Source organism: Thalassospira permensis NBRC 106175 (assembly GCF_000714555.1).
GTDB classification, from domain to species: domain Bacteria; phylum Pseudomonadota; class Alphaproteobacteria; order Rhodospirillales; family Thalassospiraceae; genus Thalassospira; species Thalassospira xiamenensis.
Genome location: NZ_AUNC01000045.1, coordinates 157,993 through 183,195 on the forward strand (window position 1 = coordinate 157,993; position 25,203 = coordinate 183,195).

Annotated in this window: 23 protein-coding genes; 17 read left to right on the top strand and 6 right to left on the bottom strand. The window is 55.5% G+C overall.

What is annotated here, in order from left to right:
• Positions 1 to 363: 363 nt before the first annotated feature.
• From SMB34_RS17490 to SMB34_RS17500, 3 genes are read left to right on the top strand one after another with little or no spacing between them, the layout of a single operon-like run.
• Positions 364 to 1,233, top strand: coding sequence for an SH3 domain-containing protein (locus tag SMB34_RS17490; RefSeq protein ID WP_007090713.1), 870 nt, complete (start codon positions 364 to 366; stop codon positions 1,231 to 1,233).
• Positions 1,233 to 2,927 carry a hypothetical protein gene (locus tag SMB34_RS17495; RefSeq protein WP_007090714.1) on the top strand — a complete coding sequence of 565 codons (1,695 nt, stop codon included), beginning with the start codon at positions 1,233 to 1,235 and terminating at the stop codon, positions 2,925 to 2,927. The genes SMB34_RS17490 and SMB34_RS17495 overlap by 1 nt, the downstream gene beginning before the upstream one ends.
• A 2-nt stretch (positions 2,928 to 2,929) precedes the next feature.
• Positions 2,930 to 3,964 carry a hypothetical protein gene (locus SMB34_RS17500; RefSeq protein ID WP_156962704.1) on the top strand — a complete coding sequence of 345 codons (1,035 nt, stop codon included), beginning with the start codon at positions 2,930 to 2,932 and terminating at the stop codon, positions 3,962 to 3,964.
• 57 nt (positions 3,965 to 4,021) lie between these two features.
• On the opposite strand, the gene argE is transcribed toward SMB34_RS17500, so the two are convergent.
• Positions 4,022 to 5,209 (bottom strand): acetylornithine deacetylase, encoded by a 1,188-nt coding sequence (gene argE / locus SMB34_RS17505; protein ID WP_037991944.1) that lies wholly within the window; start codon positions 5,207 to 5,209, stop codon positions 4,022 to 4,024.
• Entirely contained in the window at positions 5,206 to 5,973 is a 768-nt protein-coding gene (locus tag SMB34_RS17510; RefSeq protein ID WP_037992041.1) for an NAD kinase, read from the bottom strand. The genes argE and SMB34_RS17510 overlap by 4 nt, the downstream gene beginning before the upstream one ends.
• A gap of 325 nt (positions 5,974 to 6,298) precedes the next feature.
• On the opposite strand from SMB34_RS17510, the gene SMB34_RS17515 reads away from it, so the two are divergent.
• The 5 genes from SMB34_RS17515 to SMB34_RS17535 all read left to right on the top strand — a co-directional run bounded on the left by SMB34_RS17515 (position 6,299) and on the right by SMB34_RS17535 (position 12,240).
• Positions 6,299 to 7,024: a TetR/AcrR family transcriptional regulator gene (locus SMB34_RS17515; RefSeq protein ID WP_110252816.1), complete on the top strand. Its 726-nt coding sequence runs from the start codon at positions 6,299 to 6,301 to the stop codon at positions 7,022 to 7,024.
• Positions 7,025 to 7,170: 146 nt separating this feature from the next.
• Complete coding sequence (locus SMB34_RS17520; RefSeq protein ID WP_037991947.1) at positions 7,171 to 8,094, top strand: sulfurtransferase; 924 nt, start codon at positions 7,171 to 7,173, stop codon at positions 8,092 to 8,094.
• 106 nt (positions 8,095 to 8,200) lie between these two features.
• Positions 8,201 to 9,409 carry a YeeE/YedE family protein gene (locus SMB34_RS17525; protein ID WP_037991950.1) on the top strand — a complete coding sequence of 403 codons (1,209 nt, stop codon included), beginning with the start codon at positions 8,201 to 8,203 and terminating at the stop codon, positions 9,407 to 9,409.
• 713 nt (positions 9,410 to 10,122) lie between these two features.
• A complete protein-coding gene (locus tag SMB34_RS17530) occupies positions 10,123 to 11,952 on the top strand; it encodes a DEAD/DEAH box helicase (protein WP_037991951.1) in 1,830 nt (609 codons plus the stop codon).
• Between the two features lie 78 nt (positions 11,953 to 12,030).
• Positions 12,031 to 12,240 carry a cold-shock protein gene (locus SMB34_RS17535; protein WP_007090722.1) on the top strand — a complete coding sequence of 70 codons (210 nt, stop codon included), beginning with the start codon at positions 12,031 to 12,033 and terminating at the stop codon, positions 12,238 to 12,240.
• An 89-nt stretch (positions 12,241 to 12,329) separates the two neighbouring features.
• On the opposite strand, the gene SMB34_RS17540 is transcribed toward SMB34_RS17535, so the two are convergent.
• Positions 12,330 to 13,007: a FadR/GntR family transcriptional regulator gene (locus tag SMB34_RS17540; protein ID WP_037991953.1), complete on the bottom strand. Its 678-nt coding sequence runs from the start codon at positions 13,005 to 13,007 to the stop codon at positions 12,330 to 12,332.
• Between the two features lie 204 nt (positions 13,008 to 13,211).
• On the opposite strand from SMB34_RS17540, the gene SMB34_RS17545 reads away from it, so the two are divergent.
• From SMB34_RS17545 to SMB34_RS17570, 6 genes are all read left to right on the top strand, one after another.
• The gene (locus SMB34_RS17545; RefSeq protein WP_037991955.1) at positions 13,212 to 13,994 is read left to right on the top strand and encodes a transporter substrate-binding domain-containing protein; all 783 of its coding nucleotides are present in this window, start codon (positions 13,212 to 13,214) and stop codon (positions 13,992 to 13,994) included.
• Positions 13,995 to 14,046: 52 nt separating this feature from the next.
• A complete protein-coding gene (locus tag SMB34_RS17550; RefSeq protein ID WP_037991958.1) occupies positions 14,047 to 14,718 on the top strand; it encodes an amino acid ABC transporter permease in 672 nt (223 codons plus the stop codon).
• Positions 14,711 to 15,364 carry an amino acid ABC transporter permease gene (locus SMB34_RS17555; protein WP_007090726.1) on the top strand — a complete coding sequence of 218 codons (654 nt, stop codon included), beginning with the start codon at positions 14,711 to 14,713 and terminating at the stop codon, positions 15,362 to 15,364. The genes SMB34_RS17550 and SMB34_RS17555 overlap by 8 nt, the downstream gene beginning before the upstream one ends.
• On the top strand, positions 15,351 to 16,079 hold the full coding sequence (locus tag SMB34_RS17560) for an amino acid ABC transporter ATP-binding protein (protein WP_007090727.1): 729 nt from the start codon (positions 15,351 to 15,353) through the stop codon (positions 16,077 to 16,079). The genes SMB34_RS17555 and SMB34_RS17560 overlap by 14 nt, the downstream gene beginning before the upstream one ends.
• Positions 16,080 to 16,210: 131 nt before the next feature.
• The gene (locus tag SMB34_RS17565; RefSeq protein ID WP_051682396.1) at positions 16,211 to 17,455 is read left to right on the top strand and encodes an MFS transporter; all 1,245 of its coding nucleotides are present in this window, start codon (positions 16,211 to 16,213) and stop codon (positions 17,453 to 17,455) included.
• Positions 17,456 to 17,496: 41 nt separating this feature from the next.
• Positions 17,497 to 17,970, top strand: a complete 474-nt coding sequence (locus SMB34_RS17570) for a YaiI/YqxD family protein (protein WP_037991961.1) — start codon at positions 17,497 to 17,499, stop codon at positions 17,968 to 17,970.
• 81 nt (positions 17,971 to 18,051) lie between these two features.
• Here the strand turns inward: SMB34_RS17570 and SMB34_RS17575 are convergent, their stop codons facing one another.
• A complete protein-coding gene (locus tag SMB34_RS17575) occupies positions 18,052 to 19,509 on the bottom strand; it encodes an aldehyde dehydrogenase (protein WP_037991962.1) in 1,458 nt (485 codons plus the stop codon).
• A 399-nt stretch (positions 19,510 to 19,908) separates the two neighbouring features.
• Between SMB34_RS17575 and SMB34_RS17580 the strand changes: the two genes are divergently transcribed.
• Positions 19,909 to 20,871 carry a helix-turn-helix domain-containing protein gene (locus SMB34_RS17580; protein WP_240478866.1) on the top strand — a complete coding sequence of 321 codons (963 nt, stop codon included), beginning with the start codon at positions 19,909 to 19,911 and terminating at the stop codon, positions 20,869 to 20,871.
• 145 nt (positions 20,872 to 21,016) lie between these two features.
• Positions 21,017 to 21,859: a DUF3750 domain-containing protein gene (locus SMB34_RS17585; RefSeq protein WP_037991963.1), complete on the top strand. Its 843-nt coding sequence runs from the start codon at positions 21,017 to 21,019 to the stop codon at positions 21,857 to 21,859.
• Positions 21,860 to 21,936: 77 nt separating this feature from the next.
• On the opposite strand, the gene SMB34_RS17590 is transcribed toward SMB34_RS17585, so the two are convergent.
• Positions 21,937 to 22,950, bottom strand: a complete 1,014-nt coding sequence (locus SMB34_RS17590; RefSeq protein ID WP_037991964.1) for an NADP-dependent oxidoreductase — start codon at positions 22,948 to 22,950, stop codon at positions 21,937 to 21,939.
• Positions 22,951 to 23,069: 119 nt separating this feature from the next.
• Positions 23,070 to 23,579 (bottom strand): TspO/MBR family protein, encoded by a 510-nt coding sequence (locus tag SMB34_RS17595; RefSeq protein ID WP_051682397.1) that lies wholly within the window; start codon positions 23,577 to 23,579, stop codon positions 23,070 to 23,072.
• Between the two features lie 282 nt (positions 23,580 to 23,861).
• On the opposite strand from SMB34_RS17595, the gene SMB34_RS17600 reads away from it, so the two are divergent.
• On the top strand, positions 23,862 to 25,203 hold a 1,342-nt coding region (locus SMB34_RS17600), incomplete at its 3' end, for a cache domain-containing protein (protein ID WP_037992051.1).

Here is a 25,203-nt window from a genome sequence, read left to right on the forward strand (position 1 = left end):
ACAGACCGGCTTTGTCGGCGCGCTCGCGACGGTTGCAGCCTTGTCTGCGCAGTCCCCCGACCCCGCCGTTGCGCGTGCGTAAGAAGGGCTGGTGCATTGCACCAGTCCTTTTGTTTTGTCCCGATATGGTCATAAGGTCAAGCGGGTAATTTTCCCTACTCATTCGAATGGGTTTCAACTTTCAGGTGCTATTCCTTTGTATTGGATAGGCAAATTGGCGATTTCTGTTTCACTGATCTTGGTTTTTTTCAAGCAATTTAATTGCTTTTGCGTGTGTTCAAGTTGCATTGACATCTAAAAGTTTAGTTCGATAAATCTTTATTAGGGACAGTCGTTTGATTTGCTTAACAGGGGCATACTTTTATGAATAAAGCAGTGTTACGTGGCACGACCGCGCTCGTTTTGATGTCTTTACTTGCCCTTGGGGGATGTAACAAAACTACCGGCCAGACCGTTGGCTCCATCGTTGGGGTGGTTGGCGGAACGATACTTGGTGCACAATTCGGGAACGGCACGGGGCAGCTTGTTGCGACAGCGATTGGGGCAACAGCGGGTTATATGATTGGCGATTGGATCGGGGGAATGCTGGACCCGGCGGACGCCGAAGCCGTGCAGCAAAGAACCAATCAGACACTTGATGCCGGAAATGATGGCGAGGTGGTTACCTGGAACAACCCCGATACGGGGGCAAGTGCGGAAATTGTTCCGACCAACACCCGCCAGGTTGCAGCCAAGGTGGAAGTGCAGCGCCCGAAAGTCGTGGCAAGCCCGGTTGGTATGACGATTGTCGGTGAAGAGCGTGTGGTCACCAAGGGGGCCAATGTGCGTTCCGCGCCTTCGACGGATTCTGATGTCCTGACAGGATTGCGGGCAGGAGACCGGATCAATGCGGTTGGTAGTGTTGCCAACGGTAACTGGTATCTGGTGGGGCGTGATGGCAAGGCCATTGGGTATGTGTATCACACGCTTCTGGCAGAGCCGAATGTGATCCCCGATATGCAGATGGCCGCAGCAGATACGGCACAAGATCCCGAAGCAGCGAAGGTCGCCGAGGAAAAGGTTGTAGAACGCGATAGCGATGTCATTGATCTTGACGCAGAGTTTGAGACCGAAACCCTTATCGTGCAGACGACCTGTCGCGATGTTTCCATGACAGTAAGTGACGGCAGCGAGAGCGAGCAGAAAAACTATTCTGCCTGCAAGTCGCCGGATGGTGTCTGGGAGCTGGGTTGATGGGATATCGGCGTTTTATTTTGGCACCGCTGATGATATCAGCGGTGGCTTTGTCATTGCCGTTTGACGTTGAAGCGGCAGAAACGAAGCAGATCGCGCGGTCCTCGAAGCTTGGCATTGAGCTGTTTGGTGTGGGGGGTGATAATTGGTGCAAAGCGGATGCGCATTTGAAGCTTGCACGCAACGCCGACAGTCCTTTGGTCGATAAGGAAGAAACCCTTTTTCCGACAATCGCAAAGGTATTTGATGCGGAATGCCCGCAGATGGAAACCGCAAGGATCGAGGTAACCGACAGCGCCGGGACTCTGACTCGCGACTTCCGAATTGCGAAGGCCAGTGGGTGGGCTATTGCGCCTGAGGCTGCGGTGGGTGATCCCGCGCAAAAAACTGCGGAGGATGTGACGCCGAAAGACGATGCAGCGAAAGAAATAACCGAAGTACCGGAAGCGCCGCCAGCGCCGACTGTTGCAAAGCAGGAAAAGCCGGTTGTTGTTGAGAAGAAGCAACCAGATGTTAAGCCGGTTTCCTTGACGGCCGAGAATGTCTTTTGGCTTGCAGCGAAATATTACCCGGAAGCTTTAAATGATGATCGTGTGATTGATCAGTTAGCGTCAATAGATGGCTGCAAAGAATATAACGCGGTAAAAAACAATGAATTTGATTATCGGGACTGGCGGGAAAAGGTCAGGCCGGGGGTTTTGGTTAGTTCATTGGCCGCCGGTGACGTCTTTGAGTTTACCCTCGATTTTCGCGTCGACCGGGGCTACGACTTTGATACCTCTATGTTGGATATTGGAAGCTTTACTCCTCGGGCGAAGACTTACTCTCTGACTTGCAGGTATGATAACTTCAATGACAATGTAATTGCAGGGAAGGTGTCCGTTAGTTTCGAAGGGCTACCAGATAGTTTTAACCAAAAAATCTATTTGCCGGATGATTTAGGGCGTAGCGCGGTTGATCGACTGCAGGAAACGCGCAATGAAGTCCATGTTACTTATCGTGCACGGTTAAAGGATGGTGGGCTTGAAGACGAGCGTTGGAACCGGTTTTACAAGCTTAAAGCCGAATTCATTGATGTTAAAATCTATACCGGAAAGCAAAAGGATTATTTGCTGGTCCATCATGATGAGGCGAAGTTTGTTGCGGCGCGTGAACAGCATATGGCCGAAGTGAGGAAGGCCGCAGAAGAGCAGCGTCGGGCCGAGGAACAGCGTCTTGCTGCCCAGCGCAGCCATGAAGAAGAGCTGCGCCGTGTTCAGCAGGAACGCGAGGATGCGCAAGCGCAAAAGCTTTATGAAAGTCTTGCCGGAGATGGTGTCGTTCCGGCCAAGCTTGCGGCCCTGCATCACGATGGCAATCCGTCTTTTGACAATCCCTATGATATTGCCGCCACTGCATTTTCACGCGGGCGGAAATTCCCGGTTCGGGCTTTTGTGGAGGTCGGGGAGCGCGACAGTGTCGGTTATCGCGCCAAATGGCCATCGCGTGTCTATCTGACGGGGGAGGGGCTAGAAGAAGGTGATTGGTATTTTGTTTCCGGCATGGGGGACGGCCAGAAGATCGATGGCGCGCTTTATAGCGTTATATCAGTTGATAAGGCGACGAAATGTGATGGCCGGATTTGCATGAATAAAGAAGATGTTGCGGCTTATGTCCGGTCACAATATCCACAATGGTCAGGCGCAAGGGAATAGGTGTGGATATGGAACAGAATAATAATCATATGTCCGAGCCTTCCCGGAAAGGTCGCAAAAAAGTCGGGCTGATTGCAGCGTTGGTTGCGATTGTGGTTCTTGTGGGGGGATATTTCGCCTTTCAAAGTCATATCGCGAATGAGGCAGAAATCGAGATCGCCCGGTTCCTTCGTGAAAACCAACTTGATCGCGACATCCGTTATCGTGAAATCGATGCGTCCCTCATTGGGCAGAGCGTGACTTTGTATAACCTGCGACTGAGTTTGCAGGGAACAGAGGGCACTGTTGGGGCATTAACTGTTTCGAACTATGATTTGGACGAACGTAGCGGCCAGTTGAGAAGTGTCGATCTTCTGCTGGAAGACGTTGATTTTCCGATTGCAGCAAGTCCGTTCGGACTATTTGGCGGACCGTCGCCGTTTCTGATCGGAATGGACGCTATGCGAGGCGATATTGGTATTGAGTATGAGTATGATATCGCCAAAGGTGACGTGTTGGCGACCGTTGAGGTTTCGATGCCTGATTTACTTGATGGTGAGTTCGAAGTCAGTATCAGCCGTTTCACGGCCCCACCAGTGGAGCGTTTTTCTGCGCGTGGCTTTAATACAATGGGGCGGATGCTTGATGACATGGGGAAGGCCGATTTGAATTCGGTTTCTCTGCGTTTGACGGATCGGGGGCTTAAAGACCGGATTGCAGAATATGCCAGTGTGGAAACTGGGGCTGCTCTTGATGGGGCAGCCTATCGCAAAGAGCTTTTCCATAAGCTGGATCATCAAATTTCGGAAAATCCACCCCAAAGTCGGTTCGAGAATGACATGGCTGAGGTGGCCAAATCAGTACTCGATGCTTCCGGGGGGACTTTAAAAGTTGCCTATGAACCGCAGTACCCGACACCGTTTGAAGATATTGGTTCGGCTGTATTCGAGGTTATGTTTGGTGGCTTTGGGGGGCTTGGAAAACAGGCGACCCGTAACCGTGATGCCTTGTCAGACATGATCGATCGCGATGTGTTGAAAATCGAGTTCGATAGCTGATTAAAAAAGGAAGCAGCCGTCAAAGGCTGCTTCCTTGAAGCAATCTGGGCTAAAAATCTATTTCCGCACCAACACCGACAAAAGCCTATCCAGGAACTTTTCGCAGCGCGCGAGCTGGTCGAGTTCGATGAATTCGTCGGGTTTGTGGGCCTGTTCGATGCTGCCGGGGCCGCAGACGACGGTGGGGATATCGCCCATCGCCGAGAATACACCGGCTTCGGTGCCGAAGCTGACCTTGCCGGTGGTGTTCGCCCCGGTCAGTTCCATGACCAGTTTTGTGACTTCCTCGTCATCGCCGGTGGCAAGGCCCGGCATGTCGGAGACGACTTCGATTTCGACCCCGACATCGTCATAGGTTTCGCGCATTTGCGGGATCAGGGTGTTGTCGAGATAATCGAAGATCAGGCCTTTGAGTTCGTTGCGATCATGATTGGGAAGATTGCGGAATTCGAAATCGACATAGCAATTCTGCGGAATGATGTTGAGCTGTGTGCCACCATGGATCACGCCGCTGTGGAAGGTCGTGTGATTGGGCACGAATTCATCATCATGCGGGCCTTCATTGCGGAATTTTTGGCCAAGGCGGCGCAGGAACACCACGAATTCGGATGCGAATTCAACCGCATTGACACCTTCGCCCGGCAGCGACGAATGGCCCGACCGGCCGGTGAAATGTGCGCGGGCGGAATATTTGCCCTTGTGCTGGGTAATCACCTGCATGTTGGTGGGTTCGCCCACGATGCACATGGCGGGCTTATGGGGCAGGGCGTTGATCGCCTCGACCAGGCTTGGCACGCCAAGGCAGCCGACTTCCTCGTCATAGGTGAAGGCCAGATGGATCGGCACGCGCAGATCGGCATTTTTGAAGGTTTCTGCCTTGGCCAGCAGACAGGCCAGGAAACCCTTCATGTCGCAGGCCCCACGGCCATAAAGTTTGTCGCCGCGGATATCGGTGGTGAACGGGTCGGATGCCCAGTTCTGGCCTTCGACCGGGACCACGTCGCTGTGACCTGACAGGATCACGCCACCATCGACCGCCGGGCCGATGGTGGCATACAGGTTGGCCTTGCTTCTGGTTTCGTCAAACACGACCGCGCACAGATAGCCCAGACCTTCAAGATAGCTTTGCGCCTGTTCGATCAGGGCAAGGTTCGGGGTCAGGCTGACACTTGGATGGCTGATCAGTTTGGCAAGCCAGTCAAGGGTTGCGGCAGACGGCATGGCGGTGGTGTTGGCGGCACTCATTCGACGAATTGTTCCTTAAGAATGCGTTCTTCCAGATTGTGTTCGGGATCGAACAGCAATTTGATTTTCATGTTGCTGTCTTCGCGGATGATCACGCGTGAGACATCGCGAACCTCGGTATAATCGGCCACGGCGGAAACCGGACGTTTTTGCGGATCCTGCACATCAAAAACGACTTCGGCCCCATGCGGCAGAAGCGCGCCGCGCCAGCGACGCGGGCGAAACGGGCTGATCGGGGTCAGGGCCATAAGGCCGCTTCCCATCGGCAGGATCGGACCGTGGGCCGACAGGTTATAGGCCGTACTTCCGGCCGGTGTGCAGACCAGTGCGCCATCGCACACCAGTTCGGCCAGCCGTTCGACCCCGTCGATCTTGATGCGAAGTTTTGCCGCCTGCCGGGTTTCGCGCAGAAGCGAGACTTCGTTGATCGCAAGCGCGCACATGCTTTCGCCCTGCATGGTGTGGGCTTCCATCTGAAGCGGGTGCAGTTGCACGGTCTGGGCCTCTGCAATGCGTTCGGGCAGGTCCATTTCACGGAATTCATTCATCAGAAATCCGACCGTGCCCCGGTTCATGCCATAGATCGGCACCTTGCGCCCCATATAGCGATGCAGGGTTTCCAGCATGAAGCCATCCCCGCCAAGTGCGACAATCACATCCGCCGTTTCCGGTGAGACATGGCCGTAGCGATGCTTTAACCGGTACATCGCGTCCTGGGCAATTTTGGTGTCGGCGGCGACAAAGGCGATGGAATGAATATGCATCTGCTTTCCGATCGAATGCGATCCTGTCATCGCATGCCACCATAATCGTGCCAGGGTGGCGTTGGGCGTGGTTCCGGGCGTGGTTCTGAACGTTTCCGGTTTTATTTCTGGCCGGATATGGGGGCCGTATCACCGGCCCGCAATCCCGTAATAGAGACTGGTTTACATGTAATTGCAAGGGGCTGCATCATCGCACGCGCGGGGATCGCGCGGGGATACTGTGCGCAAGGTCACGTTGGGTTCGATGTGCTCTCATATTGACCTTGGGGCAAAAACAGGGGAACCTTGGGCAGCCTTATCGAACATGGCACAAGATATAAAAATCATGAGCAAACCGCCCTTTAGCATTACTGCCGCACTGGCCCGGATTTCCCATCCGGATGATCCGGTCGATGAGGGCACGATTGAAAATGCCATTGCCGACCATGCGCAAAATGCGCTGGCGACGACCCGACAGCCCCGCAATCCGCAGGCAACCCGCAAGCTGATCCTTGATGCGGCGTTTTATGAAATCCGCATGGCCGGGTTTGCCGGGGCATCAATCAATCAGATCCTGGAACGGACCGGCACGACCAAGGGCGCGCTTTATCATCATTTCCCCGGCAAGGCCAAACTTGCCCATGCCGTGATCGAGGAATGCCTGCCGCAATATATTGATGATGTGTGGCTGCGGCCGCTTGACGGGGCGGATGATATCCTGCCGGTGATGATGGGGCAGGTGGATTGCCTTGGTACCAAGGATGCGCCAAAACTGCTTGAAGGCGGTTGTCCGCTGGCACGGCTGGCGTCGGGGGCGGCGGAACTTGATGAAAATCTGCGCAAGCGGATTGATGGGGTTTACCGATACTGGCGGCGCGGTCTGGCGCTGCATCTGGGCCATGGACAGTTCAATAAAACCATCCGCACCGATATCGAACCGTCTTCGGTGGCAGAATTCATCATTGCCGCCCTGCATGGCTTCCTGACCCGCCCGCCTGCCTTGCGCAACAGCGAAACCCATGGTGCGTTTGCGCGCGAATATGCGCGGTATCTTAATGGGTTGCGGCCCTAGCGTTTAAAGGTTGCGGGGGATGCTCAATCAATAATGTTTGTCGTTATAACAAAAAATAACTGTTATTATATATTAATTGACATCAGATGTATGGTGATTATATAGATTTCACAAACTTCTAATTCACCATATCGGAGACAGGCCCCATGCGTTCTCTTATTCTTTCTGCTGCTGCGGCAGTGGCGATTGTCTTTGGCGGTGCGGCAGCACAGGCCGAGCGCCTGACCGAAAAGCCGCTGGTTGATGCCGCGTGGCTTTCGGACAATCTTGATAACCCGTCTTTGGTGGTGGTCGATATCCGGTCGCTGACCAAGGAAGGCAGCCCCTATGATGCCGGGCATATTCCGGGGGCGGTTTTTGCGCCCTATGGCAAGTTCGGCTGGCGCGCCAAGGTTGGCGATGTTGTCGGCCAGTTGCCGCCGGTTGATGTGATTTCGGCCCGGATCGGCAGCCTTGGCATTGATAATGACAAACAGGTTGTTGTCGTGCCGGCCGGTCAGAATAGCTCGGATTTCGGTTCGGCGACCCGTGTTTACTGGACCTTTAAGGTGCTGGGCCATGATGCGGTGACCATCCTTGATGGCGGGCAGCGTGCCTGGGAAGCAGCCGGCAAGCCGGTTTCAACCGACGCGGTCGCCCGGCAGACCTTGGCATTCAATGCCAATTTCCGCCCGGAGCTTCTGGCGACGGCCGATGATGTTGCCAAGGCGCGTGAAAATGGCGTCGCGCTGGTTGATGCGCGTCCGTCGGCACAGTTCCGCGGCGAGCAGACCAGCCCGGTCGTGGCGCGTGCCGGTGCAATCCCCGGTGCGGTCAATATCGAACAGTCGGCGTTTTATGATGATCAGAAAGGCCAGTTTGTTGCATCAGATGTGATCAGCGGCCTTGTCGAAAATGCCGGTGTGTCGAAAGACGGTGATGAAATCACCTATTGCAATACCGGCCATTGGGCATCGGTTGCGTGGTTTGGCCTTTCGGAAGTGATGGGCAACAAAAACACCCGGATGTATGACGGCTCCATGACCGAATGGGCGGCTGATCCGTCGCGCGACGTGGTCGTTCCGGAATAATTCGGAAATACGGCGTAACACCCCTATAATGCACGATGTTTTGACGGAACCGGGTTGCCCGGTTCCGTGCGTTTTCAGGTTTCCAGTCAGATAGAGCGTCACCACCATGTCTGAAACGACCCTTAATGTCCGTGCTTCGGGCTTTAGTTTTGACAAAGGGCCCGCAGCCGTCACGGCCATCCTGTTTGTGATTGTCGCGGTGCTGATTGCGCGGGCTGTCGATATCCATCAGGCCGTGCTTTATGGCCTTGGCGGGTTGCTGGGCATTGCCCTTTATCATGCGTCATTCGGTTTTACCGGCGGCTGGCGGCGGTTTTCGGTTGAAAAGCGTGGCCGTGCGATGCGGGCCCAGCTTTTGATGATTGGCGTTGCCGCGGCGACGTTTATTCCTTTGCTTGCCATTGGTGCACCACTTGGCACTCCGATTGTCGGCGCGGTGGCACCGGTTGGCGTTTCGGTTCTGGTCGGCGCGTTCATGTTCGGCCTTGGCATGCAGCTTGGCGGCGGATGCGGATCGGGGACGCTGTTTACGGTTGGCGGCGGCAGTGCGCGCATGTTGCTGACGCTTGTGTTCTTTATCGTGGGGGCTGTGATCGGCACCGCGCATTTGCCGATGTGGCTTGAACTGCCTTCCATGCCGCCCATGAGCCTCGGAACCGAATTTGGCATCTGGGGCGGGTTGGGCGTGACCTTTGCCGGTCTGGCTTTGGTGGCGTTGATCACGATTTGGGTTGAAAAACGCGCCCATGGTTCGATTGAAACCGCACCGGTGGCACCGCGTGCGGGCTTTGCCCGGTTGCTGCATGGTCCGTGGCCATTGGTCGGGACGGGTATCCTTCTGGCCGGGCTTAATGTTGCAACGCTTCTGAGTGCGGGGCATCCGTGGTCGATCACGTTCGGGTTCGGGCTTTGGGGGGCGAAGATCGCCCAAGGTATCGGCATTCCGGTTGAAACCTGGGAATTCTGGAACTGGGCCGGTCCGGCCAAGGCGCTTTCAAATTCGGTGCTGGCGGATAATACGTCGGTGATGAATTTCGGCATCGTGATCGGGGCGGCATTGGCCGCAAGCCTTGCGGGCAAATTCGCGCCCAAAGTGAAGGTGCCGTTTGCATCCCTTCTGGCGGCGGCGGTTGGCGGGATTTTGATGGGCTATGGGGCGCGGCTGGCGTTTGGCTGCAATATCGGGGCGTTGTTTAGCGGCATCGCCTCGGGCAGCGTGCATGGCTGGCTTTGGTTTGTGATGGCCTTTGCCGGTAGCTGGATCGGTATTGCGCTGCGCCCGGTATTTGGGATGGACGGATTTAAAAAGTCATGAGCGAGAAAAATACAATCCTGTTCGGTGCGGTGTTCCTCGCGGCCAGCGGTGCGGTGGCGTTTGATCATTATCATCACACCAGCACGCCCGCCAATCCACCGGCAATATCGAACCCGGCCACCAGTCCGGCGGTCGGGTGTAATCCGTGTGCGGGTAATCCGTGCGGATCGAACCCCTGTGCGGCGAACCCTTGTGCCGCAAATCCTTGTGCGGGCTATAACCCATGTGCAGCGAATCCATGTGCCGCAGCGCCGTGCGGTGCCAACCCGTGTGCCGCATATAACCCGTGCGGCGCGGGAAACCCCTGTGCGGCGTTTAACCCGTGCGCAGCAGAAAATCCGTGTGCGGCATATAATCCTTGCGGGGCAGGGAGCCCTTGTTCTGCCAATTAGGAACAAGGATATTTGCAATCAAAACAAGCCCGCGCTGCTTAAGTGACGGGCTTGTTTGCAAAATAAGCGTGGCCCATGACAAACATGGTGTTTGACAAGCAGACAAAACTCTGCGCATGTTGCCCTTGTTATCTGATCGCTCCAGAAGCGTAGAGGGGACTTTATTGGCCTCGCCTGTTGAGTGATCTACCGGAAAACCGCATTGAAGGGCCCTACTACGCGGGCTTTTCCGAAAGAATATGCAAGGCGCAGAGCTGACGTAATACATTCAAGGGCCGATTCCCTTCCCTCTGCTGCCGCAATACCAAGAGATACTTTTATTTGACCCAATTTTCGGATCTCGGCCTGGCCGAGCCCGTCCTTCGCGCTCTCAAGCATGAAGGCTATGATGCGCCAACGCCGATCCAGGCACAGGCCATCCCATCTCTCCTTGAAGGCAAAGACCTTCTGGGGATCGCACAGACCGGCACTGGCAAGACTGCTGCTTTTGCACTGCCGATCTTGGACCGTCTTTCCAAAAACGAAACCCGTACCCCGGCGAAATCATGCCGTGTGCTTGTGCTGGCGCCGACGCGTGAACTGGCCGCCCAGATTGGCGACAGCTTCCGTGCCTATGGCCGCTTCATGAACACCACGGTTGCCGTTGTTGTTGGCGGGGTTGCGCATGGTCCGCAGATCAAGGCGATCACACCGGGTGTTGACGTTCTTGTCGCAACACCGGGCCGTTTGCTTGATCACATTGATGCAGGCAAGCTGAAACTTAACAATGTTGATGTCGTCGTGCTCGACGAGGCCGATCACATGCTTGATCTTGGCTTCCTGCCGCCGATCAAACGCATTATCAAGATGCTGCCGCGTGATCGTCAGAACCTGTTCTTCTCGGCCACCATGCCGTCGCAGATCGGGCAGCTTGCCGGTGATATGCTTTCCGATCCGGTCAAGGTTTCGGTGACCCCGGTTGCCACGACCCAGGAGCGCGTCGAGCAGTCGGTCTATATGATCGAGAAAAATCGCAAGCGTCAGCTTCTGGCGGAATTGCTTGATAACCCGCTTTTCAAACGCACCCTTGTTTTCACCCGCACCAAGCGCGGGGCGGATCGTGTGGCGCGTCATCTTGAAAGCTGCAAGATCAGTGCTGCTGCGATTCATGGCAATAAAAGCCAGAATCAGCGCGAACGTGCCTTGAACGCGTTCAAGGATGGTCAGATCGGCGTTCTGGTCGCAACCGACATTGCCGCACGCGGTATTGATGTCGACGGTGTGACCCACGTTGTGAATTTCGAACTTCCGAATGTTCCGGAAAGCTATGTTCACCGTATCGGTCGTACCGCACGCGGTGGGGCCAGCGGTTCGGCGATTGCATTCTGTGATGAAGAAGAACGCGGTCTTCTGCGTGATATCGAAAAAACCACCCGTCAGTCGATCCCGGTAATCGATCGTCGCGATGCAAAGGCAGCCGCCGAGCAGGACGCGATTTCAAAAGCCGAACGCGATGCCAATCCCGATCGTCGTGCCAGCAATGGCAATGGTAACGGGCGTGGCCGGAATGGCGGTGGTCGTCCGGGTGCAGGTGGCCGTAACGGTCAGGGGCGCAATGATGCCCGTGGTCGTAATGATCGCAATGACCGGAGCAATGATCGTCGTCGCACCGAAGAAACCACGCGCGATGTCGCCAGCGGATCGGAAAATTCCGGCCGTTACAAGGGCGGCATCAAGGGTGGTGCGGATCGCAACGAACGCAATGATCGCAATAACGAACGTACTGATCGCGCAGCGGCCCGTCCGCAGGGGCGTGATGGTGCGCGCCGTGAAGGTCGTGATAACCGCGATGCCCGTGATACCCGCAACGCCAATGGCGATAGCCGGGTTCGGACACCGAAAAAGGTGACTTCGAACGGGACGGGCGGCGGTGACAACCGCATTGCATCCAACCTTTCATTCCTTGGCAGCTCGGACGAGCGCCGCACAACCGGCAACGGTGCGACTGCAAATGGTAAACCGGGTCAGCCCGGCAAACCGGCAGCCCGCAACGCACGTCCGGGTCGTGCGCGCCCCGGCAAGCCAGTCGGTGGTCGTCCGGGCGCACGCCCGAATGGCGAACGCCGTTCCGAAAACAATTCCGGAAACCGCAGCAGGCGCGAAATCGCCTGAGGCAGCTTTCCAAACTGATTGGTGCATCCACGCGGGATGCGCCGTAACGCCAATCGACACTCTAAAGGAGATTTAAAGATGGCAACTGGTACCGTTAAATGGTTCAACGCAACCAAAGGCTTTGGTTTCATTCAGCCGGACGAAGGTGGAAATGACGTATTCCTGCACATCAGCGCCGTTGAACGCGCTGGTATGAACCACCCGCAGGAAGGCGACAAGATCAACTACGAACTGCGCACCGACTCACGTTCGGGCCGCGTTTCGGCTGACGATCTGACCGCTGCCTAATTCGGTTTGCCTTCGCTTGCGAAGGCGCTGATTTGCGAAACCCCCATCCGGGCAACCGGGTGGGGGTTTTGTTTTGCGGGCCTGCTTTTTTATGGGCGCAGAAAGGCGATATTGGCCCGGGTCGCCGCACTTAGCACATGAAAGTGCATGGCATCGCGCGCGCCCGATGGATTGCGGTCGCGTACATAGCGCAGGATCTGTTCATGTTCGCGCAACGGTGCCTTGATCGCGGCTGCATTGGCAAAGGGCAGCATCTGGTTTTCATGGATGGTCTGGGCGGCGGGAAAGATCGCAGCGGCAAATAACGGATTGCCCGATGCGGATAGCAATATTTCATGAAATTCGGTATCGGCATTGGCGGCCGTGATCAGGTCGTCAGCCTCGAACGCGGTTTGCATGTCATCGATGCTGCGTTGAAGGGCGATCAGGTGGTCGCGCGTGCGGGCCTGTGCGGCAAGGCCCGCGACATAGGGTTCTATGGCAAGGCGGAACTGATAGACCTGTGCGGCCTGACGTTTCTGATTGTCATCGCGTGGCATTCCGTCATGGGGATCGGCGACATAGGCGCCCTTACCGGCCTGAACCCGGATCAGTCCCATGGCTTCAAGCGTTGCGAGTGCCTCGCGCAGGCTGGCGCGGCTGATGCCAAGGGTGGCGGCCAGTTCGCGCTGGGCCGGTAAAGAGTCGCCAGGACCTAAGCCGTTGCTTTTAATCAGGTTGCGAATGGCGCGCGCGGCGCGTTCCGGGGCGGTTTCAGTGCGTGTCATGCGTTTTCCATAGCTGGTCTGACCAGTTGCATCAAAATTTATTCGGCGCAAAAATCCAATATATTTAAGGGTTATAGCTTTAATCAGCTTGTGATTTTTCGCAAGTGCGAAATTTATCCATGGACAATAGCGTAAATTTTATGCAGTTATTTTATGCAGATTAAAAATAAGTCTAATAATCCACTTTCATACGGGTAGAGGCAAATGAACAAATTTCTGAAATCAACCATCGCGGCGATTGCCATGATTACGGCCCCGCTGGCAGGCGCATCAGCAGGGGCACTTGATACCATCAAGGAGGCCGGCGTTTTGAAAGTCGCCGTGCCGCAGGACTTTCCGCCGTTCGGAAGCGTTGGCACCGACATGCAGCCCAAAGGCTATGACATCGATATGGCGGCCCTGATCGCAAGCGACCTTGGTGTGAAGCTTGAACTGGTGCCGGTCGCGTCCAGCAACCGCATCCCGTATCTGACCACCGGCAAGGTCGATCTGGTGATTTCCAGTCTTGGCAAAAACCCGGACCGTGAAAAGGTGATTGATTTCACCGATGCCTATGCACCGTTCTATAACGGCGTTTTTGGCCCGGCTGATATCGACGTCAAGGGTGCCGAAGACCTTGCGGGGCATTCGGTTGGTGTGACGCGCGGCGCGATCGAGGATCTGGAGCTGACCAAGATTGCCCCGGCGGATCTCGAAATCAAACGGTATGAGGATAATAACGGCACGATTTCGGCCTTCCTTTCTGGCCAGGTTGACCTGATTGCGACCGGCAATGTCACGGCAGCGGCCATCATCGAACGCAACCCGCCGCGCAAGCCGGAGCCGAAATTCCTGATCAAAAACTCCCCTTGCTATGTGGGGTTGAACAAGGATGAGGATGCATTCAAAGCCAAGGTCAACGAGATCATCGCGGCATCAATTGCCGATGGCCGCCTGAATGCGATTGCCGAAAAGTGGCTTGGCATTCCGCTGCCGAAAAAGCTCTGATCCTGACTTGATTGACTGATGGCTTCACCCCTGACCGGATTGCTTGGTTTCAATGGCTTATGAATTCGATTTCGGTGCAATTGTCCCGCATTGGCAATTGCTGCTTGACGGGGTTGTCCTGACAACCGAACTGACAATCATCGGGGCTGTGGTTGGCGTCAGTCTGGGAACTTTGGGGGCGTGGGCGCGCGCATCGCGTGCCCCCGTCATCAGCCAGATCGTCGGCATATATGTGGAACTGATCCGCAATACGCCGTTTCTGGTGCAGTTGTTTTTCATCTTTTTCGGGCTTCCGGCGCTTGGCGTGAAGCTAAGTGAATTTCAGGCTGCTGTTCTGGCAATGATCGTCAATCTTGGTGCCTATTCGACCGAAATCATCCGGGCGGGTATCCTTGCGATCCCCAAGGGGCAGATCGAGGCCGCCCAAAGCCTTGCGATGAACCGGGTACAGATTTTCCGCTATGTCATTATACGACCGGCGCTCAAGAAAATCTGGCCGGCATTATCAAGCCAGATCGTGATTGTCATGTTGGGGTCGTCGGTCTGTTCGCAGATCGCGGCCGAGGAGCTGACCTTTGCGGCGAACTATATCCAGGCCGTCAATTTCCGTGCCTTCGAGGTCTATTTCGTGGCGACCGCGCTTTATCTGGTGATGTCGGTACTGCTGCGCTGGGGTTTGAAGATATTTGGCAACTTCCTGTTTGAACGGCGCAGTCATGTCTGAATTCAGCCTTTGGGATATTGTTTATAATCTGCTGCTGGCCGCACGCTGGACGGTGTTGCTGTCACTTACCGCCTTTGTGCTGGGCGGGATTGTCGGGCTTTTGCTTTTGATGGTTCGGACCGCTGGTAATCCGTGGGCGATGCGACTGGTGCGCGGCTATGTCGAACTGTTTCAGGGCACGCCGCTTTTGATGCAGCTATTCATCGTGTTCTTCGGTCTGCCGCTGATCGGGATTGATGTGTCGCCCTGGATCGCGGCGATGCTGGGGTTAACGCTGTTTACCAGTGCGTTTCTGACCGAAATCTGGCGGGGGTGCGTTGAATCCATCGGGCTTGGCCAATGGGAAGCATCGGCAAGCCTTGGCATGAATTTCCGCCAGCAGATGCGTTACATCATTTTGCCGCAGGCGCTTCGCATTGCGGTGCCGCCGACAGTCGGTTTTTCGGTGCAGGTGGTCAAGGGGACGGCGGTTGCCTCGATCATCGGGTTTGTCGAACTGACCAAGGCCGGAACCATGATCACCAACGCGACCTATGCGCCCTTTACGGTCTATGGCTGTGTGGCCGTCATGTATTTCCTGATCTGTTTCCCGCTTTCGCTTTATGCCCGCCATCTGGAAGGAAAACTTCGTCATGTCGCTCGTTGAACTGCACGCTATCCACAAAAGCTTTGGCGAGCTTGAAGTCCTTAAAGGCATTGATCTTAAGATTGAGGAAGGGCAGGTGATTGCCCTGATCGGGAAAAGCGGATCTGGCAAAAGCACGCTTTTACGCACCATCAACGGCCTTGAAACCATCAATGACGGGACGATCATGGTGGCGGGCAAAAAGGTTGGCGACCGGGATACGGATGTGCTTACGCTTCGGCTTAATGTCGGCATGGTGTTTCAGCAGTTCAATCTGTTCCCGCATTACACCGCACTTGAAAACGTCATGCTGTCGCCGCAGGTCGTGAAAAAACAGTCAAAGGCCGAGGCGAAAGAAGTGGCCGAGGAAATGCTGGCCAAGGTCGGGCTTGCCGACAAGATGATGCATTACCCCGATCAGCTTTCAGGCGGGCAGCAGCAGCGCGTGGCGATTGCGCGTGCCCTTGCTATGAAGCCACGTGTATTGCTGTGTGACGAGGTGACATCGGCCCTTGACCCCGAACTGGTGAACGAGGTTCTGGCTGTCGTGCGCCAGCTTGCCGAGGAGGGCATGACATTGGTGATGGTGACGCATGAAATGCGTTTCGCGCGCGAGGTGTGCGATAAACTGGTGTTTATGCATCAGGGCCGCATTCATGAAAGTGGTGCCCCCGAAGACGTTTTTGCCAATCCGAAAACCCCGGAACTTGCCAGCTTTGTCGGCGGGTTGGCGTGATCGCAGCCTGACAGGCTTTGATGGTTTTGTGACATCCTGATCGCGGGACGCGGAAAAAATTTCACTCTTTTTAGTTGAAACGCTAGAACGGTTCTTTGATATCGCCACCCGATAACAAGGACATCAGTGAAATGCGCGACGGGGTTACAGGACCGGATAGTCCCAATGAACAGCCTGCCATGAATGCCATGCTGGCACGGCTTGACCGATATCCGTTGCTGGTTCTTGCACTGGTGCTGATCGGGGCGTTTGCAACAAGCTGTGTTGCTCCCCTGACCGGGCTTTATATTGTTGAAGGACTGGGCGAACCGCCCTGGAAAACCAGCCTTGTTGCGATTGTGCAGGTTTGCGTCACGCTTTTGACCAACCGGGCATACGGGCGCGCGATTGACTGCGGTGTGCCGATCCGTTTCCTTGTGATCCCGAGTATTACCTGCTTTGCCGCGGGTATGCTGTTGCTGGGTACTTTTCAGGTTTACTGGGTGTATCTGGCGATTGTGTCGGTGTTGCTGGGTGTCGGGTCCGGGGTTTTGTCGGTTGTCTATTCGTTTGGACGGCTCTTTGCCGAGCAGACCGGGCGCAATATCGCCAAATTCAACGGATTCCTGCGGATGCAGACATCGCTTGGCTGGATGGTCGGACCTGCGGTGTCGCTGACGGTTTTCGGGGCATATGGCTTTGCCGTGACCTATTACGCGATTGCGGCATTGGCGGTGATCTGGTTTGGCGTCTGTTTGATGGTTGTGCCTGCTGCGTTTCGGACCCACCATCCCGGAATGCTTGATCCCAATGCAAAGATTCCGTTCAATCGCGGGCTTTTGGTTGCCTGTATTCCGGTGTTCTTGCTGGGTTCCGGGAATGTGGTTTTTGTGTCGGCCATGCCGCTTTATTTCTCGACCGAGCTTGGTTTGATGCCGTCTGCAGCCGGTCTTGAGCTGACCGTTAAATGCTTTGTCGAAGTGGTGGTGATTTATTACTGCGCATCAATCATTCGCAAGGTCGGCGAACGCAAGGGCATGGTGATTGCAGCGATCCTTGCCATCATCTTCTTTGGGGCAATCCACAGTGCCGACAGTCTGGCCGATGTTCTTGTTCTGTCGGTGCTTGACGGGCTTTATTACGGCATCTTCGCAGGGATCAGCATGACGTTTGTTCAAAACTTTGCCCCCGAGCAGCCCGGTGTCGCGACCAGCTATTATATGAGTTCGCTTTTTGTTGGGGGTCTGGTCGGCAATCTTTTGACCGGGCTTGTGGCCAGTGCATTTGATTTCCGCACGACAACACTTTTTGCCTGTGGCCTTGCGGCGATTGGCTGTTTTGTTTTGGTGTTGATGCGCGAAGCAAAGCATTCAGAGCGGACAATAGGGACAGCGTGAAGATGGCTTGACTTTCATCGTGTCCCGGCGATGATCGCGCCATGTCAGAACAAACCCAAAATACGCGCCCGCGTTTGTTTGTCGATGCCGATGCCTGCCCGGTGAAGGCGGAATGCGAACGTGTGGCCGAACGCCATCGTCTGGAAATGATCATGGTGTCAAACGGTGGCATTCGCCCGTCGCGCAATCCGTTGGTGCGGATCGTGATTGTGCCACCGGAACCCGATGCGGCCGATGACTGGATTGCCGAAAATACGGTTAGAAACGATGTAATCGTAACCAACGATATTCCGCTGGCGTCACGCGGGCTTGAAATCGGCGCGCGCGTGTTGCGCCCGAATGGCCAGGAATTTACCGAGGCGAATATCGGCAATGCGCTGGCGGGGCGTGAAATTGCCGCCCATATGCGCGAAGTCACCGGGGAGCAGGGCCGCAATGCGGGCTTTACCCAGAAGGACCGGTCGCGGTTTTCCAATATGCTGGAAGTCACGATACAGGCCGCCCTACGCGGTTAAGCGCAAGGCGGCCTGCCACAGGTCCCGGCCGATCATCTGAGGGAGTGCGACCGGGCTTCCCCCCTGCGGAATGTGATATTCCTAGAACGGATAGTGGCGTTTGCCGCTTTGGATCGTGATCCAGCGCATTTCGGTGAATTCATCAATCGATGCCTGCGATCCGAAGCGGCCATAGCCGCTGGCTTTCACCCCGCCAAACGGCATCTGGGCTTCGTCCTGAACGGTCGGGCTGTTGATGTGGCAGATGCCGCTTTCGATCCGTTTGGCGACTTCCATCGCGCGCGGGATGTTGGTCGAAAAGACGGCAGATGACAGACCATATTCGCTGTCATTGGCGATGCGGACAGCTTCGTCTTCGTTACCGGCACGGATAACAACACAGACCGGACCAAAGCTTTCCTCGGCGTAAATCCGCATGGCGGGGGTGACGTGATCAAGCAGGGTCGCATCCATCAGCACGCCATCACGTGCCTTGCCGGAACCGGCGACCAGTTTTGCGCCCTTGGAAACCGCGTCTTCGACCAGCTCTTCGATCCGGTTGACGGCCTCGACATTCACGACACCGCCCAGAATATGTTCGGCCTTTGCCGGATCGCCGGCGGTCAGCGTTTTGGCCTTGGCGGCCAGTTTGGCAACGAAATCATCGGCAACCGCATTGTCAACGATCAGGCGTTCGGTCGACATGCAAATCTGGCCCTGGTTCATATAGGCCCCGAATGCGGCACCATTGACCGCTTCGTCAATGTCGGCATCGTCCAGCACAAGGAATGGTGCCTTGCCACCCAGTTCAAGCAGAACCGGTTTAAGATGTTCGGCCCCCAGTTTGGCGATGATGCGGCCAACCCGGGTGGAGCCGGTAAAGTTGATGCGGCGCACCGCCGGATGGGCGATCAGGGTTTCGACGATTTCCGGGGCATCTTCCGGGGCGTTGGTCACGACATTGATGACACCGGCCGGGGCGCCTGCCTCGACCAGACATTCGCCAATCAGGCGATGCAGGGCGGGGCACAGTTCCGATGCCTTGAGCACCACCGTGTTGCCACAGGCAAGCGGCATGGCAATCGCGCGCGTGCCAAGGATGACCGGCGCATTCCATGGCGCAATGCCCAGAACCACGCCAACTGGTTGACGAATGCCCATGGCCATCAGGCCCGGCGTGTCGGACGGGATCAGGTCGCCCTGAATCTGGGTTGTCATTGCACCGGCCTCGCGCAGCATATTGGCCGCAAGATGGGCGTTGAAACCGCCCCACATGCGCGTACTGCCGGTTTCTTCAAGGACGAGGCGACCAAACTCGTCGCCTTTGGCTTCCATGATGTCGGCGGCTTTGAGCAAAATCTTGCGCCGTGCGCCCGGACCCATTTTTGACCATTCCGGGAATGCGGCGGCGGCGGCATCGGCGGCCTTGCGCGCATCGGCGGGGCTGGCGGCGGCAGCAGAGGTTGCGACCTTGCCGGTGACCGGGTTCTTGCGTTCGAATGTCCGGTTGCTGGTGGCATTCACGGCTTCGTTGTTGATCAATAGCTTGGCATCGTTCACGACGTTTCTCCTGATTTCTTCTTTATGTTCTGCTGTGCGGCGGCGAAAGGCAGCTTTGCGCCGGGTAAGACCCGGAAAGGTCTTTGGGCAGTGATTTCGGTTTTCCCGCTTTGGCGTTACCTCAGGAAGATGGATACAGAAAATCTGTTATCTACTTTGATGTTCAAAGTAAAAAAGTGACGTATCCTCCTGTCCGTTTACTCGCATGTGCAAAATAACGGAAACGCATTGTTCAACATGTCTTGTTGTTATTGGCGGTTGCTTTGACCGCAATATTAGTAAGCGCTGTAAGCGTTCCGATGTAAAGATGGTCAAATTGACATTTTAAGACGAAAAATTGTACTATTTTACATATAACCATTTGGAATGTTTCAGGGTCAAAAAGGCATGGTTTCGCCGGTGATTGCAAAAAATCAACACCCGGAAGCGTTTGGCATCCAACCGTTTGATGATCCAGTGCCGGTCACGACACAGGCAGTGATGTACCGTTTTGATCATGCATTGTCGTCCCAGGAATGGGTGATGAATGACCGGGCGCGTCGGGATCGGTGCCATGCGGTTTTGATGCTGTCGGGGCGGGCGCATATCCGGTTGCGTCAGGGCACGATTGACTGTCATGCCCCGGCACTTGTGTGGTTGCCGCTTGGCGAAACGCAGGCGATATCCGTCAATGCCGGGGCGGATGGATATCTGTTATCGGCGGCGGACGATCTGGTGGCGCGCCATTGCGGGGGCAGTTCAACCGGCACAAGTGTGCCGCCATTGCCGGGCGGGGGGCTGCCGTTACGGTTTGCCGCCGATACGGTTCATAACGTCACCCCGGCGGAGGGTAGCAATAACCTGACGTTACTTGCGCGCAGCTTTGATGCGATCCGGGCGGAGCTTATGCAAAATGGGCTTGGCGCAGGGATCGTGGTTGGTGCGCATCTTCAGATCATCCTGACGATGGTTTTGCGACTGGCCAAAGGGATGATCGAACAGCGCGATAAACATCGCCCCGGATCGATCACGTTTCAGCGGTTTTTGCAGGTGCTGGAGTTGCATTTTCGCGAACATTGGAACATTGCCGATTATGCCGCGGCCCTTGGCGTCAGCGAGAGGCGGCTGGGGTCGGCGGCGATGCGGGCGACCGGAAAGCCGCCCCTGACACTTGTACATGAGCGGGTCATTCGCGAAGCCTGCATGCGGCTGGAACAAAGTCCGCTGGCGGTCGCACAGATCGCCTATGGGCTTGGTTTTCGGGATCCGGCCTATTTCAGCCGGTTTTTCAAACGTTACATGGGCGAGGCACCGGGCGCTTATCGCCGCCTGCGCCGGGCCGAGGAACGGGCGCGCGACCACACCTTTGCCGCGTGGCCATAAGGGGGCGCAAGGCACTTGTCGCAGAATTGTCGCAAAGCCTCACCGTTTTTTGATGCTGCTTTGCAAACCAATTGCCATTTTTTGATCTTATTTGTCGTTTCACATCGTAACATTAATGAAACGTGACATCTGACAGGATTGATTGGTGAGAAAAGGCAGAAATTTCATTCTGGGCCTTCTGGCGATGCTTGTGCTGCCGTTTGGCATCAGCCTTGCACAGGACCCGCCCGCCGAAAAGGCCGAAAAACGCCAGACATGGCGTAATGCGCCGCGCCATTCATCGGGCGTTGCCGCCGATCCGGTAGCGAATGCCGATATTGCGATTGTGCAGGTCATGGCAGCCCATACCTATGGCTGGCGCGGTTATTTCGCGGTTCATCCGTGGATCATTTACAAACGCGCCGGTGAAACCAGTTACACGCGATATGACGTTGTTGGCTGGGGCGGGGGCAATGTGGTGCGCAAGAACTATGCGTTGCCCGATGGGTTGTGGTTTGGCTCCGAGCCACAAATTCTGGCCGATCATCGCGGCGAGGGTGTCGATGATCTGATCGATCAGATCGAAGCCGCTATCAAGGATTATCCCTATCCGGATCAGTATCGCAGCTATCCGGGGCCCAACAGCAATACCTTTGTCGCCCATATCGGGCGCAGCGTGCCCGACCTTGATCTTGATATGCCGGCCAACGCGATTGGCAAGGATTTCCGTGCGATCACCGATCCTGTCGGATTGTCATCCAGTGGTCAGGGTATTCAGGCCAATCTTTTGGGGCTGCTTGGTTTTTCCATTGGTCTTGAAGAAGGGATCGAGTTGAACCTGCTGGGCCTTAACCTTGGCATTGATTTCAATCGCCCGGCCCTGCGTCTGCCGTCTGTCGGTAGGTTGGGCATGGATAATGTTGCCCCGGTTGGCGATGTCGAGACGGTTAAAGCCGCAGAAGCCGAAGAAGCAGCGGATGCCGACGGTGCCGGAACGCCAGCGTATTGAGAGCATGAACCAAACGACAAAGCCCCGCTCATTTTGATTTGGCGGGGCTTTGTTTTTTTAAGGGCTTCTATGGCGGATCAATCGGCGAGTTTAACCAGCATCTTGCCGGTATTCTTACCCTTGAACAGATCGATAAAGGCCTCGGGGGCGTTTTCCAGTCCTTTGATCACGGTTTCACGGCTTTTGAGCTGCCCACTTCGGACCAAATCGGCCCCTTCGCGCACGAAATCGGGGTAACTGCCCCAATGGTCGCTGACGATGAAGCCTTCCATCTTCGCGCGTTGTGTCGTTAACCTGAACAGGTTGCGTGGGCCGGGTTGCGGGGATTTGTCATTATAGTTTGAAATCATGCCGCATACGGCAATCCGCCCGCCAGTATTGATATGATCAAGGGCGGCCTCAAGATGCGCGCCGCCGACATTTTCATAATAAACATCAATGCCCTGCGGGGCGACTTCGCCAAGGCTTCCTGAAAGGTCGTCGGTATCGCGGTAATTTATTACCGCATCAACGTTCAATTCGGTGCGCAACCATTTTGCCTTGCCCCTATCACCGGTCGATCCGATAACCCGGCATCCCTTGGCTTTGGCGAGTTGGCAAACCACAGATCCGACCGCCCCGGCGGCGGCGGAAACAAAGACGGTATCGCCCGCCTTGCAATTGGCGATCCGGTTCAACCCCACCCAGGCCGTCATGCCGGGCATACCAAGCACACCCAGAAACTTTTCGGGCGGAATATCAGGCATATCGGGGATGGGATGCAGGTAATCACGTTCAAGCAGCGCATGGCTGCGCCAGCCGGTCATCGAGGTAACAAGCGATCCTTCGGCAAAGCGTGGGTCGCGGCTTTGCATGACCCGGCCAATCGCGTGACCTTCAAGCGGGGCATTCAGTTCGAACGGCGGGATATAGCTTTTGCGTTTGGTCATGCGACCGCGCATATAGGGATCGACCGACATCCAGATATTTTCAATCAGGACTTCCCCGTCAAGCGGATTTGGCAGGACGCTGTCTCTTACCGCGAAGTCTTCCGTGGTGGGAACGCCATCGGGGTAATGTAAAAGGTGGATTTCCTTTGCTGCAATGCTCATCTGGGCCTCCTCGGTCGGTTTTACGCACGCTAAGATGTGCCCGACGTAGGATTCCGACCGTCATTTCGCAATGGCGGATTTCGGTCGAATTGCAAAAGCCCTTTGGTTTCAGGAGTGTTTCAGGGGTTAAGAAAATAAATCGATCCGTTAAGCAATGTAGCGAAGCCAACCCACAATGCATAGGGCACCAGAAGCATCCCCGCCAGCCGATCAATCCGCCAGAACATCGCGCAATTGACAATGATCAGGATCAGAAGCGGGATGATATCGACGAGCCCCAAAAATGGTGACTGCGCCCCGAAAAACAGGAATGACCACAGAAGGTTCAGGGTCAGTTGGGCGGCGTAGATGGCAAAGGGGGCCTTTGCCCCGTAAATCCCGCGTTTAAGCCAGACGCGCCAGCCGCTAAAGGCGATCAGGAAATAAATCAGGCTCCATGCCGGACCAAACAGCCAGTTTGGCGGATTGAAAAACGGCTTTTCCAGTGTCGGATACCAGTCATGGACGCTGGTTGCCGTGACGGCCCCGCCTGCTGCCGAAATGATCAGACACAGCACCATGAACGCAATCAGGGCAAAGACGCGCGTGCGATGATTGGGCTTGAAGATGGTGCCGGTGTGATCGGTCATGGTTTTATCCCTGTTTGCCATTGGACATCCAATAGATCGGTCCAAAAGGCTTATCCGCAAGGGGAGGGAGTCCAAGCGGGTATGAAGCCACAATAAATATAGCCGCATAAGTGATTAGTATCACAGCTGAAACATGTCTGGATATTGTATGCGCTTGCTATAATCTGATTGTTCCCTCTGCCGGAAATGTAAAATACGGTGCGCTGGTGGTGGGATACTTGAAAAGAACAAAACGTTGCCAACATGTTGGCAACGATTAGGCACTGGCTTATGGGGATGGAAATGTTCAATCTGAATTCAATGAAGATCGGCACGCGAATGCTGATCATCGTCGCGGGGGCGATCCTTGCGGCACTGCTGGTTGGGGCGTTCGGTCTGACCGAATTGCGCAGCAATATGCTTGAAGATCGTAAGGCAAAAACCAAAAATCTGGTTGAATCAACAATCAGCCTGATTGGGCATTTCCATGCAATGGAACAGTCCGGCGAAATGACCACCGAACAGGCGCAAAATGCGGCCAAGGCGGCGGTGGCGGCCCTTCGGTATGATGAAACCAACTATTTCTTTGTGTTTGATTACACGCCGGTGGTTCTGATCCATGACATCAAGAAGGATCTTGTTGGCAAGAATCTGAGTGATGCGGTTGATGGATCGGGTAAACACCATTACCGCGAATTCGCCCGTGTCGCCAAAGAAGAGGGGCAGGGCTTTGTCGATTATACCTATCAGGTGCCAAAGTCTGACAAGCTCCGTCCGAAGCTTTCCTTCGTCAAGGCGTTCAAGCCGTGGGGCTGGGTTGTTGCCACAGGGATCTACATTGATGACGTGAATGCCGTCTTCATGCAGAGCATGCTGGTGATGGGACTGGTGGCATTGGCGGTCTTGTGTGCGGTTGTCGGTGTTTCGCTGATGATCAGCCGGGGCATTACCCGTCCGCTTTATGCCATTTCGGAAAACATGCTGCGTCTGTCGCAGGGCGATCACAAGATCGACGTCAAATATACCGATCAGAAAAGCGAGATCGGCGATCTGGCCCGCGCCATGGATATCTTCAAATCGAAAACAATCGAAATGGAAGAAATGCGCGAAGCGCGTGAAGAGCAGGAGCGTGTTGCCGAGGAAGAAAAACGCGCCGCACTTCGCAAAATGGCCGACAGTTTCGAGGCCAGCGTCGGGCAGGTGGTTGCACAGGTTATTCAGGCATCGGGTAACATGCAGCATTCCGCCAATGCGATGACCGATACCTCTAAACAGGTCGGTCAGCGCTCGACCATTGTTTCCGCGGCTTCGCAGGAAATGTCGAGCAACGTGGAAACCGTTGCATCGGCAGCCGAGGAATTGAGTGCCTCGATTGCGGAAATCAGCAATCAGGTCGCGCAATCATCTACCATTGCCAATGGTGCTGTTCGGACATCCGAAGACACCCACCAGAAGATCGAACTGCTGGCCGAGGCGGCAAACCAGATTGGCGAGGTCGTTTCGCTGATTACCGATATTGCCGAACAGACCAACCTTCTGGCGCTTAACGCTACCATCGAGGCGGCGCGAGCCGGTGATGCCGGCAAAGGCTTTGCCGTGGTGGCCAACGAGGTCAAAAACCTTGCCAACCAGACCGCACGCGCGA

Coding starts and splice junctions, on each gene's coding strand:
- argE (WP_037991944.1), bottom strand. CDS start 5,209: ATGAGTGCCGCCAACACCACCGCCATGCCGTCTGCCGCAACCCTTGAC.
- SMB34_RS17510 (WP_037992041.1), bottom strand. CDS start 5,973: ATGCATATTCATTCCATCGCCTTTGTCGCCGCCGACACCAAAATTGCC.
- SMB34_RS17515 (WP_110252816.1), top strand. CDS start 6,299: ATGAGCAAACCGCCCTTTAGCATTACTGCCGCACTGGCCCGGATTTCC.
- SMB34_RS17490 (WP_007090713.1), top strand. CDS start 364: ATGAATAAAGCAGTGTTACGTGGCACGACCGCGCTCGTTTTGATGTCT.
- SMB34_RS17540 (WP_037991953.1), bottom strand. CDS start 13,007: ATGACACGCACTGAAACCGCCCCGGAACGCGCCGCGCGCGCCATTCGC.
- SMB34_RS17560 (WP_007090727.1), top strand. CDS start 15,351: ATGTCGCTCGTTGAACTGCACGCTATCCACAAAAGCTTTGGCGAGCTT.
- SMB34_RS17535 (WP_007090722.1), top strand. CDS start 12,031: ATGGCAACTGGTACCGTTAAATGGTTCAACGCAACCAAAGGCTTTGGT.
- SMB34_RS17555 (WP_007090726.1), top strand. CDS start 14,711: ATGTCTGAATTCAGCCTTTGGGATATTGTTTATAATCTGCTGCTGGCC.
- SMB34_RS17595 (WP_051682397.1), bottom strand. CDS start 23,579: ATGACCGATCACACCGGCACCATCTTCAAGCCCAATCATCGCACGCGC.
- SMB34_RS17525 (WP_037991950.1), top strand. CDS start 8,201: ATGTCTGAAACGACCCTTAATGTCCGTGCTTCGGGCTTTAGTTTTGAC.
- SMB34_RS17520 (WP_037991947.1), top strand. CDS start 7,171: ATGCGTTCTCTTATTCTTTCTGCTGCTGCGGCAGTGGCGATTGTCTTT.
- SMB34_RS17550 (WP_037991958.1), top strand. CDS start 14,047: ATGGCTTATGAATTCGATTTCGGTGCAATTGTCCCGCATTGGCAATTG.
- SMB34_RS17545 (WP_037991955.1), top strand. CDS start 13,212: ATGAACAAATTTCTGAAATCAACCATCGCGGCGATTGCCATGATTACG.
- SMB34_RS17495 (WP_007090714.1), top strand. CDS start 1,233: ATGGGATATCGGCGTTTTATTTTGGCACCGCTGATGATATCAGCGGTG.
- SMB34_RS17590 (WP_037991964.1), bottom strand. CDS start 22,950: ATGAGCATTGCAGCAAAGGAAATCCACCTTTTACATTACCCCGATGGC.
- SMB34_RS17565 (WP_051682396.1), top strand. CDS start 16,211: ATGCGCGACGGGGTTACAGGACCGGATAGTCCCAATGAACAGCCTGCC.
- SMB34_RS17570 (WP_037991961.1), top strand. CDS start 17,497: ATGTCAGAACAAACCCAAAATACGCGCCCGCGTTTGTTTGTCGATGCC.